The sequence below is a fragment of the Nocardia cyriacigeorgica genome, assembly GCF_010858045.1.
Classification (GTDB): Bacteria; Actinomycetota; Actinomycetes; order Mycobacteriales; family Mycobacteriaceae; genus Nocardia; species Nocardia cyriacigeorgica_E.
This window is the reverse complement of sequence record NZ_JAAGVC010000009.1, coordinates 189660-199799: the sequence shown is the minus strand read 5'-3', so window position 1 is coordinate 199799 and position 10140 is coordinate 189660. Positions and strand designations below refer to the sequence as shown.

Annotated in this window: 11 protein-coding genes; 5 read left to right on the top strand and 6 right to left on the bottom strand. The window is 67.8% G+C overall.

What is annotated here, in order from left to right:
• Nucleotides 1–549: TerD family protein (locus tag GV790_RS12095; RefSeq protein WP_163813442.1), on the bottom strand; the 549-nt coding region annotated here is incomplete at its 3' end.
• Between the two features lie 200 nt (nucleotides 550–749).
• On the opposite strand from GV790_RS12095, the gene GV790_RS12090 reads away from it, so the two are divergent.
• From GV790_RS12090 to GV790_RS12080, 3 genes are read left to right on the top strand one after another with little or no spacing between them, the layout of a single operon-like run.
• Nucleotides 750–1373, top strand: coding sequence for an AIM24 family protein (locus GV790_RS12090; protein WP_014353637.1), 624 nt, complete (start codon nucleotides 750–752; stop codon nucleotides 1371–1373).
• Between the two features lie 5 nt (nucleotides 1374–1378).
• Nucleotides 1379–2074, top strand: a complete 696-nt coding sequence (locus GV790_RS12085; protein WP_163813441.1) for an AIM24 family protein — start codon at nucleotides 1379–1381, stop codon at nucleotides 2072–2074.
• 2 nt (nucleotides 2075–2076) lie between these two features.
• Complete coding sequence (locus tag GV790_RS12080) at nucleotides 2077–2838, top strand: AIM24 family protein (protein WP_163813440.1); 762 nt, start codon at nucleotides 2077–2079, stop codon at nucleotides 2836–2838.
• 30 nt (nucleotides 2839–2868) lie between these two features.
• Here the strand turns inward: GV790_RS12080 and GV790_RS12075 are convergent, their stop codons facing one another.
• A complete protein-coding gene (locus tag GV790_RS12075; RefSeq protein WP_163813439.1) occupies nucleotides 2869–3432 on the bottom strand; it encodes a DinB family protein in 564 nt (187 codons plus the stop codon).
• A gap of 92 nt (nucleotides 3433–3524) precedes the next feature.
• Between GV790_RS12075 and GV790_RS12070 the strand changes: the two genes are divergently transcribed.
• Nucleotides 3525–4520, top strand: coding sequence for a helix-turn-helix transcriptional regulator (locus tag GV790_RS12070; protein WP_163813438.1), 996 nt, complete (start codon nucleotides 3525–3527; stop codon nucleotides 4518–4520).
• 112 nt (nucleotides 4521–4632) lie between these two features.
• Here GV790_RS12070 and GV790_RS12065 read toward each other — a convergent pair whose 3' ends face one another.
• Nucleotides 4633–4995 carry a MerR family transcriptional regulator gene (locus tag GV790_RS12065; protein ID WP_163813437.1) on the bottom strand — a complete coding sequence of 121 codons (363 nt, stop codon included), beginning with the start codon at nucleotides 4993–4995 and terminating at the stop codon, nucleotides 4633–4635.
• 61 nt (nucleotides 4996–5056) lie between these two features.
• On the opposite strand from GV790_RS12065, the gene GV790_RS12060 reads away from it, so the two are divergent.
• The gene (locus GV790_RS12060) at nucleotides 5057–6157 is read left to right on the top strand and encodes an alkene reductase (RefSeq protein WP_163813436.1); all 1101 of its coding nucleotides are present in this window, start codon (nucleotides 5057–5059) and stop codon (nucleotides 6155–6157) included.
• A 21-nt stretch (nucleotides 6158–6178) separates the two neighbouring features.
• On the opposite strand, the gene GV790_RS12055 is transcribed toward GV790_RS12060, so the two are convergent.
• From GV790_RS12055 to GV790_RS12045, 3 genes are all read right to left on the bottom strand, one after another.
• A complete protein-coding gene (locus GV790_RS12055; RefSeq protein WP_163813435.1) occupies nucleotides 6179–6544 on the bottom strand; it encodes a hypothetical protein in 366 nt (121 codons plus the stop codon).
• A 95-nt stretch (nucleotides 6545–6639) separates the two neighbouring features.
• On the bottom strand, nucleotides 6640–7425 hold the full coding sequence (locus GV790_RS12050) for an HAD family hydrolase (RefSeq protein WP_163813461.1): 786 nt from the start codon (nucleotides 7423–7425) through the stop codon (nucleotides 6640–6642).
• A gap of 47 nt (nucleotides 7426–7472) precedes the next feature.
• A complete protein-coding gene (locus tag GV790_RS12045) occupies nucleotides 7473–10106 on the bottom strand; it encodes a phosphoribosyltransferase (RefSeq protein WP_256673225.1) in 2634 nt (877 codons plus the stop codon).
• Between the last annotated feature and the right edge of the window lie 34 nt (nucleotides 10107–10140).

The following is a 10140-nucleotide window of genomic DNA, read 5'->3' as shown; positions in this document are numbered from 1 at the left end:
GGCCGGGGCGGGCTGCGGCGCGGCGGCGGGCGGCGGAGGCGGCGAATCGTCGACGGTCACCCCGTGGTCGGTGACCAGCGCCGCGAAGCCACCGGCGTAACCCTGGCCGACCGCGCGCACCTTCCACGCACCCTGACGGCGGTAGAGCTCGAGCGCGATGACGATCGACTCGGTGTCGAGACCCTCGATGCGGTACTCGTAGAGCGGGGTGCCGGAGGCGTCCGACACGATCGCCGTCGGCGCCGGATAGCGGCCGAAATTGCTGGTGGCGTCGTCGAGGGTGATGACGGCGCGGATCTGGTCGATATCGGCGGGCACCGCGTTCAGCGACACCGCGAGCGAGGCCGGCTGCCCCGGCGGGCCGGGTACCAGGTTCACCCCAGGACCGCTGGGCTGATTGAAGAACACGAAGTCGGCGTCGGAGCGCACCTTGCCCTGCTCGGTGACCAGGAGCGCGGACAGATCCGCCTGCGCCGTCAGCTGAATGGAGATCACCACATCGTTGCCGGACAGCGGGCCGTTCTGACCCTTGGCGAGTGTTGCGGACAAGTTCGACCCTTCGCTTGTCGGTGCGTACGGAAGCCACTCTACGAGAAAGGTGGATACCACGGCTCGGATGCGTTCGCAGCGCTTACGCCCGGGCTGACATCTGCCGCGGGCGTAATCGTCGATTAGTGTGACGGCGACGCATATGGAGCATGGGGGGATGCCCGTGTTCCCGACTCCACACGACAGGCACAACTCCCCTTATGGCGCAACTGTTCGAACAGTCGAAGAAGGTGATCGAGGCTCATCTCGCGGGCACGAGTCTGCGCGCGATTTCCGGGTCGATGATCGCCTATGAAGGCAACGTCCAGTTCAAATCCGCCGGATTCGGTGGTGGCGACGGCGTGATCGCCGGCCTGAAGCGGCGGGCGACCGGCGAGAAGCTCTCGCTGATGGAATGCGGCGGTCACGGCCGGGTGTTCTTCGCCGTCAACGGCCAGAACGTCTCGGTGGTGAACCTGAACAACGAGACGCTGCAAGTGGAATCGCAGCAGCTGCTCGCCTTCTGCGGCAACCTGCGCACCGATGTGCGCTTCGCCGGACTGCACGGCGCCTCCGCCGGGCAGGGCCTGTTCACCACCACGGTGTCGGGCCAGGGCCAGGTGGCGTTGCTGTCGGCGGGCGGGCCGCTCATCCATCTCGAGGTGACACCGCAGTTCCCGCTGGTGGTGGATCCGGACGCGTTCGTCGCCGCGCGCGGCAACCTCAATCAGTCATTCGTCACCGATGTCTCCTGGCGCACCGTCGTCGGACAGGATGCGGGCGAGGCGTTCTCGTTGCGCTGGGATGGCCAGGGCGTGGTGTCGATCCAGCCGGCGGAACGGTAGGCACGATGTTCGAGAAGGTCAACGGCAAGGTCGTCAAGGTCGACGTCGGGATGGCGGGCGGTGTGGTGGGCCGCCAGGGCGCGATGCTGTTCTACACCGGCGACGTCTCCTTCGCCCCGCACCAGATTCCCGGCGGCCAGGGCATGGGTGGCGGCGGCATCATGCGGATGGCGGGCCGGATGATGCAGGGCGAACACGAACGCACCATGCTCGCCCAGGGCAACGGCCAGGTGCACTACGGTTTCGCGGGGCTCGAAGTGCACGTGGTGCAGATGCAGCCAGGCGCGGCGCTCCGGGTGGAAGCCTCACGGCTGCTTGCTCATACGGCCGGGTTGCAGAGCTCGGTGGTGTCGGTGATGAGTTCCGGTGGCGGTGGCGGTGGCGGCGGTCTGATGGGCGCGCTGCGCGGCGCGGCCTCCGGCGCGATGACCGGCCAGGGCATGTTCACCACCCAACTGACCGGACAGGGCGCGGCGGTGCTGCTCGCGCACGGCGGTTTCCTGGAACTGCCGGTGGGCGGGCCGAACCCGATCGTGGTCGATCCACAGGCCTTCGTGGCCGCCTACGGCAATGTGCAGACCGAACTGAAAACGGCGATGAGCTGGCGCGACGCCGTCGGCCGCGGATCCGGTGAGGCGATGCAATTGCAGTGCGTCGGACAGGGTGTCGTGTACGTGCAGGCCTCGGAAGAGAAGTTGTGATCATGAGCCAGATCCTGAACCCGATGAATCTCGGTGAGAGCGACAACATCCCGGGAAACAGCTACGCCTACTGCATCGACCTGAACAAGCCGTGGTTCATGCGCAAGGGCGCGATGATCGCCTACTACGGGCAGATCCAGTTCCAGTTGCTGACCCACGGCCTCCAGGGCTCGCTGATGCACATGGTGTCGCAGCAGTTCTCGGCACCATTGTTCACCAGCGATTATGTGGTGGCCGAAGGGCACGGCAAGCTGATCATCGGTGACCGCGGCTACGACATCAACTCCTACGATCTCGACGACGGCAACCTCACCATCCGCGCCGCCAACCTGCTCGCCTTCGAACCGGGCCTGGCGCTGAACCAATCGATCGTGCCCGGCTTCCTCACCCTCATCGGCACCGGCAAGTTCCTGGCCTCCTCCAACGGCCCGGTGATGTTCGCCGAACCGCCACTGCGGGTGGACCCGGAATCCCTTGTCGGCTGGGCCGATTGTCCCTCCCCCAGCCACCACTACGACCACCGCTGGATCTCGAGCTTCCTCGCCGCGGGCGCCGCCCGCTTCGGCGTCAACTCCGGCGAGGAACGCCAATTCGATTTCACCGGTGCGGGAACGGTGCTGATCCAGTCGAGCGAGAAGGTGATCAGCGATTCCGCGCTGGTCCGCACGATCGAGGGACAGTTGCAGAGCGGGATGACGGTGCCAGGGTTGCAGCGGATCCAGGGTGTGGTCGCGCAGCAGCTTGCGGGGCAGCAGCAGTACTGAATCAGCCCCGCACACTGCCCGCCTGCGTCCTCAGGCGGAGGTCTCCGCGTCGATCGTCTCGCGCAGGATGTCGGCGTGCCCCGCGTGCTGGGCGGTTTCGGCGATGAGGTGGGTCAGTACTCGGCGGACGCTCCGGACTGCTCCCGGCTCATGCCAGGGGGCTTCGGGGAGCGGGTGGGTCGCGGACAGATCGGGGATGGTGGCGAGGGCCTCTTCGGTGCGGGCGGCGATCTGCTCGTAGTGGGCGAGGATATCGGCGAGGGTGTCGCCGGGCTGCATCTGGAATTCGTTGGTGTGGTCGATCATCCACTGCGGGAATTCGCGCGCCGTGCCTGCCGCGATATCGGCCCAGGTGACGCCGTCCGGCAGGTCGTAACCCATTGCCGTTGGGCCTTCGACGGCAAAGCGCATCCAGGTCTCCTCCATCGAGGCGACATGCTTGATCAGCCCGCCGAGGCACAGGGCGCTCACGGTGGGATGTTCGCCGGCCTTGGCATCGGTGAGTCCGTGAACGGTGCTGGTCAGCGCGGATCGCGCCTCGGCGAGGGCTTCGAGCAGTTCGGTGCGTTCGGCATCGAGGGTGGGGGCGGTCATCGCGGATCCTTCCGGTGTGGTTGCTCGGTCGGATCAACAATGACAGGGGAAGCGGACAGGATGTGTCCGCTACTTCGGGCACACTGACATTCATGCCGAAAACCTCAGCGCGACTGCTGGCCCTGCTCTCGTTGCTCCAGGTGCGCCGGGACTGGCCGGGGTCCCTGCTGGCCGAGCGACTCGAGGTCAGCGCGCGCACCGTGCGCCGCGATGTCGATCGGCTGCGTGAGCTGGGCTATCCCATCGCCACCACCAAGGGTCCGGACGGCGGATACCGGCTCGAAGCAGGCACCGAGATGCCGCCGCTGTTGTTCGACGACGAGCAGGCGATCGCGCTCGCGATCGGGCTCGGTTTGGCCACCACCTCGGGCGTCGGCATCGAGGACGCCGCGGAACGAGCGCTGAACACCGTCCGGCAGGTCATGCCCACACGGCTGCGCCACCGGATCGACACCCTGCGCATCGCTGCGGTCGAGTCGCGGCCGAACCGCACGGAGGATCGGGTCGACACCGAAGTGCTGACCGCGATCGGCGCCGCCGTCCATGCCCGTGAGGTGCTGCGTTTCGACTACGCTTCCGTCACCGCGACGGAGGCCGGCGACGCTGCCCCGCCGCGCAAGGTCGAGCCCCATCACCTCGTCACCCGCGCAGGCCGCTGGTACCTCATCGCCTGGGACCTGGACCGCGCCGACTGGCGCACCTTCCGGGTCGATCGAATCACCCCGCGCACCCCGACCGGGCCCCGCTTCGCACCGCGTGAACTGCCCGAAGGGTCGGTATCGGCTTTCGTGGCCCACCGATTTCGCGGCTCCGCCTCTGGCGCGTGGCCCTGCCGGGGCGAGGTGATCCTCGACCTGCCCGCCGCCCGCGTATCGCGGCACAACTACCAGGACTGGATCGTCGAGGAACTCGGCCCGGACCGATGCAAGGTCACCCTCGGATCCTGGTCGTGGACCGGAATAGCGGCCGTCCTCGGCAATTTCGACGCCGATATCGAGGTGGTCGGACCGCCCGAACTGGCCGAGGCATGCGCCCGGCTGGCCCGCCGATACGCCGCGGCCGGGGCCAAGACCGGCGCTGTCGAATAAAAGATGCGGTGACCTGGTATCACGGCGGACAGCGGACCGGTTCCGGCTCAGCGTTGTCCCCGTGCGCGGCTCAGTGTTGTCCGTGCGCGGCTCAGCGTTGCCCGTGCGCGGCTCAGCGTTGCCCGTGCGCGGCTTGGATCACTCCGTCCAGCACCTCCCGCGTGCGGTGCAGATCGCGGATGCAGGCGTCGATGCGATCGCGTTCGGCGGCAAGGGTTTCCGCGAGGAACGGCGTCGCGGTGGCGTTGGGGCTGCCGTCGGCGTCGTGGATGCAGGGCAGCAGTTCGGCCATGGTGCGGCTGTGCAGGCCGGCGGCGAACATTTCCTGGATGCGGATGACCCGGTCCACCGCGGACTCGGGGTAGTCGCGTTGGCCGCCGCCGGTGCGGGTCGAGGCGAGCAGGCCCTGAGTCTCGTAATAGCGCAGCGACCGGACACTGACTCCGGTCCGTTCGGCCAGTTCACCGATGCGCATGACCACACCTCCGAGGTTCGGGCTTGCCCCTGACATTGATGTCAGGTTCTACGGTACGCCCATGCTGCTTCTCACCGAATTCCGCGACCAGAACCTGCACCTGCCGAACCGCGTGGTGATGTCGCCGATGACGCGCCTGCGTTCACTGCCCGACGGATCCCCGACCACCGATGTCGCCGACTACTACGCCCAACGCGCCGGCGCCGGACTGATCATCACCGAGGGCATCTGGCCGCATTCCAGCGGTCAGAGCGAGGCGTGGGTGCCCGGACTGCAAACCGCGGCGCACGTGGCCGCCTGGCGGAAGGTCACCGATGCCGTGCACGAGGCGGGCGGGCGGATCTTCGCCCAGCTCATGCACGGTGGCCGCAAGGGCCATCCGCTGGGACGCATCGACGGCACCCTTCCGGCAGGTCCTTCGGCTGTCGCCGATGTCGATCACGTGCATCTGCTCGACGGCAGCACAGCAGATCCTGTCGTGCCCGCGGTGATGACCCGAGCCGATATCGCCGCCGCTGTCGAGCATTACGCCGCCGCGGCCGCCAACGCGATCGAGGCCGGGTTCGACGGCGTCGAAATCCACGCCGCCAACAGCTACCTCGTGCACCAGTTCCTGGCCGACAACACCAACCTGCGCGATGACGAATACGGCGGCTCCATCCCCAACCGCATGCGTTTCGCCCTCGAGGTCACCGACGCCGTGATCGCCGCCGTCGGTGCCCACCGCACCGCGATCAGGCTGTCTCCGGGCAATCCGCAGTTCGGCATGCTCGAAGCCGATCCCGGGCCGCTGTATCGGCCCCTGGTCACCGAGTTGGACCGCCGCGGCCTTGCCTACCTGCACCTCATCGACAACGACGACTACCCGGCGCTGGCCGACCTGCGCCCGCTGTGGCACGGGACTTTCATCGCCAATGTCGGCGAAAACCGTGCGCAGACCACCGCGTCAGCAGCCGAGAGCGCGCTCACCGAATCCGACGCCGACCTGGTCTCCTTCGGCCGCGCCTTCATCTCCAACCCGGATCTGGTGGACAGAATCGCCCGCGATCTGCCACTGAGCCCGATCCGTGAATCCCACCTCTACGGCCGCACGGCCGAGGGGTACTCGGACTATCCGACCTGGGACGAGACCGCAGGCAATCGCCGAGAGACCGCGGCTTAGGTGAGGGTGTCCGGCCGGCTGTCAGCGCCGCCCCGGATCGTATTCCCATGCATTGTCGGGCAGACCGGGGCGCGTCGGCACCTGGGTGATCCGCGCACCGGTCACGATCCCGATCTGGCCCAGCGTGGTGGGCATCATGCAGTCCCGGCTCGGCTGCCCGGGGGTGCCGGCGAACCCGGTGACCGACTTGTAGTACGGCCCGAACGGCTGGCCGTATGTCAGGTTCAGACCGAAACAATCCACCTCGAGGATGTAGGTGCCGTCACCCCCGCACTGCGCCGACGCGCCGGTCGCCCACTGATTCACCACACAGTCCCGCGGCTCCGCGGCCGCCGAACCGGCCGCGAGCGTGCTCATCATCGCAGCGCCCGCGACGATCACAGACATACCGACAACATTCCGGGCCATACCCATATCCAGGTTCTCCGTATCGCTGTCCGACGAATAAGCAGTCCCGGCCAACCTATCGCGAAAGGTCTCGGCTAAGCCGCCGCAGGCGCCGCGTCGATGAACCAGTCCAGGATCTCCTCGCCGGCCATGATCCCGGTGGATTCGGTGACGGTGAGGTTGGGGTGGGTCCAGTTGAGCAGTTCCAGTTCGCCGTGCCGGGGGCGGATGGCGGAGTCTGCGGCGCGCAGCATTTCGGCGTCGAGGGCTCCGTCGCCCGCCGCGAGGGTGAGGGCGGTATCGGTGAGTTCGCCCGATTCGATGAGGCGGCGGCGCACCTCAGCGACGGCGCGGCTCTTGCAGACCGCCAGTGGCATGGTGTAGATCTTGCGACCCTGCTGGGAGGCCGACCAGCCGCGCGGGCGGCACCAGGCATCCCATTCGGCGAGGAAGCCGTCCGGCACGGCCTTCGGTTTCACGACGAGATAGCAGAACAGGTGATCGGCCACGCGGAATTTCGAGACCCAGCTCTCGTCGATCCGGGCGCGTAGTTCGGCGCTGATCGCGGAAAGGGTGGCGCCGCCCGCGCGGACTTCGGCATCGATATCGATGCGCCAGCGCATATCAGGGACGCCGTCGACGAGGATATTGCCGCCATTGCTGGTGATCGCGTAACGCCATGGGGCGCCGGGCAATTGGATGCGACCGAATTGCTTGATGGTGCGAGTGGTGGTGGGGACGACGGCGGCGGGCCGGGTGAGGGTGCGCATCCGAGTGGCCGCGATGGTCGTCATGTACGACAGCGGCGCGCCCTCGAGATGTTCGACGCAGACCGTCGCGAGCTCATCGTCGGTGCTGAACGCGTTGCGGGAGTAGATCATGGTGCGGTCCAGGTCGGTGGCGACCAGCACCTGTCTTCGAGGCGGAATCACTGCTGCACATCCTTGATCAGTCCCATACACGAATAGGCCAGGTCGTCGACGACCTCGACCGGTACACCGCGGGCCGCGGCGAGCAGGCGGATATGGGCGTGCTCGGGAGCGTCGGGCTCCCGCACCAGCACGCGCCACGGCATCCGGCGCAACAACACCCGGGTGGTCTCCCCGACCCCGGGTTTCACGAAATTCACGCTCGACACCCCGTATTCGGCCCGCACCTGCTCCACCGAGGCCCAACCGGCCCAGGTAGGGGTGCGGTCGCCGGTCCGGATGCCCGCCACGGACGCGGGCACCCGCTCGCGGACGGCATCGAAGGCCGCGGTGACGGTGTCGACGAGGCGTCCCGAGACATCGTCGGCGGCGAGTTCGCGATAGAACTTGGCGCCGTGGAAATCGCCGGGTCCGATCAGATCGTCGTTGAGCACGGTGCGTGAGACCAACCCGGAGACTGTCGAATTCAGGCAGGCCGAGGCGATGAGGAAGTCGTCGCGGGTGCCGTAGGTGCGGACACAGTGGCCGGGATCGGCGAGGACGGCCAGGTCGTCGTCGAACCGCGCGCCGCCCGCCGCGTGATAGGCGTCCAGGGCCTCCGACAACTCCCGGGTGATGGCGCCCTTGCCGGTCCAACCGTCGACGAAGACGATCGAGGCCGGATCATGATGGGCGGCCAGGTAATCCAACGCCACCGCATCGATTCCGCGATCACGCACGATCGACACCGCATAATGCGGAATGTCCAGGCTCGGCATCTCGTGGCCGCGCCCGTCGCGCAGCCAGCGCCGCATGAGCACACCCACCGGCGTGCCCGCCCGCGCGAGCGAGACCAGCACGATATCGGTGCCGCGTTCGGCGACGACCAGCTCCGCCACGGTCCCGACGGCGAGCGCCAGCCGCTCCGCGCTGTCGGCGAGCACCTGCTCGAACAGCTCGCGGTACTGCGCATCCGGCTGGTACTCGATCGGCAGCGACTCCGCGTAATGCGCGATGCCCGCCTGAATGCGCTGTTCGCGTTCGGCGACATCGGCCTCCAGATCGACATCGGAGAGGTCTTTCAGCAGCCAGGCGACGTCGTCGGGGGCGTAGGAACCGAAGGCAGGCCCGTGCAGCGGCCCGGTGGCGATGGTCGTCCCGGAACCGGATGCCCGAGCTCCAGCGGTGGTGACTGCTACGGATGGCATCGCACCTGTTCCCTTCGAGACAACGGCGGTCGACGGACCTCCGTGCCCATTCTCCTCGCCCACGAGACCGGCGGCATCGGCGCTGGCACCGGACCGGCCCGCGTGCAGCAGGCGCGGATCGGCACCGGGCAGCACCGCTACCAGCACATCCGCACCGGACGCGGTGAGCACATCGACCAGCCCGCCCGCGCCGACCAGCTCCTCGGTATCGGCCGGCGCATCGACGACGGTCACCAGCACCGGTTCACCGCGCACCGCATCGGCCTCGGTGACATCTCCGGTCCAGGCGTCGAGTTCGGCGATGAAATCCTCGGCCCAGTGCGCGTTGTAGAGGTAGCGCGGTTGATCTTGGCCGGATTCCGGTGCGGTGAAACGGAATCCACGCCGCAACGGATAGCCGGGCTCGTCCAGCACGTAGGCCGGGGACCGGGTGGTGGTCTGATACCGCGTCGCGATGCCCGAGTCGGCCAGCGCGACCGCCAGCCGCAGCGGCAGATACATCAGCTCCTCGTGCCCGAGCACGATTACCGGGCGATCGGCGAACTCCGTGGTCAACCGGGCCCGCAGGGCAGTGGCAGCTGTGCCGAGCGCGGATTCGAAGGCCGCGGTATCGGAGTGCAGGATGCCGTGCCGACCGCCCTCCGGAACGTGGGCGGGCCAGGGCAATTCACATCGCTGGAACGAACCCCGCTGCGGAGACACCGGATTGAGACGTGGTTCCGGCAGGCTCGCGACGGCCTCGATGAGACCTTCGGGCAGCATGGTCCGCCCGGCGGCCAGGCACACCGTGTCGATACGAGCGCCGAGTTCGCGTGCCGCCGCCTCGAATCGGGCGCGATCGGATTCGGTGCGCATATCCACCAGCGAGGCCAGCACATAATGCGATCGCGGCGCGAAGGCGTGCAGTGCGCGTACCGCATCCATCGCGGTGTCACCGGTGGAGATCTCGTCGTCCACCAGCACCAACGGCAGATCGTTGACGAAGATGCCCGCGGGCGCGGGTTGCAGCAGATGGGAGGTGGCATGGGAATGCCCCTCCTCGAATCCGGTGAGTGTCTGCGCCAGCGGGACCTCGCGCCGGGTGGAATGCAGGTAGCAGGTGGCGCCGACGCGGGCGGCCACACAGTGGCCGAGGCCGGTCGCGGTCTCGGCGAACCCGAGCACCACCGCGTCCCGCTCGCCCAGCGCGCCGCGCACCAGATCACCGAGCCGGTTGCCCGCATCGAGCACCACCCGTGGATCGGTGGGCAGATGTTTGCCGAGCACGGTCGACACCAGCAGATGCGCGCGCTTCGGGTTGCCCCGCCGTAACCCCGGCCGGATCAGCGAATCGATCGGCAACTCGGCAGGCAGCACACCGAGTTCGGACCCATGGCGGTAGGAGTTCTCATGCTGCAACTCGATACCGAGGTGACGACTCGTCCACGCCGTACCCGCTTCGGACAACTCGCCGTCCGGCCGCGTGATCGGAGACCCAACT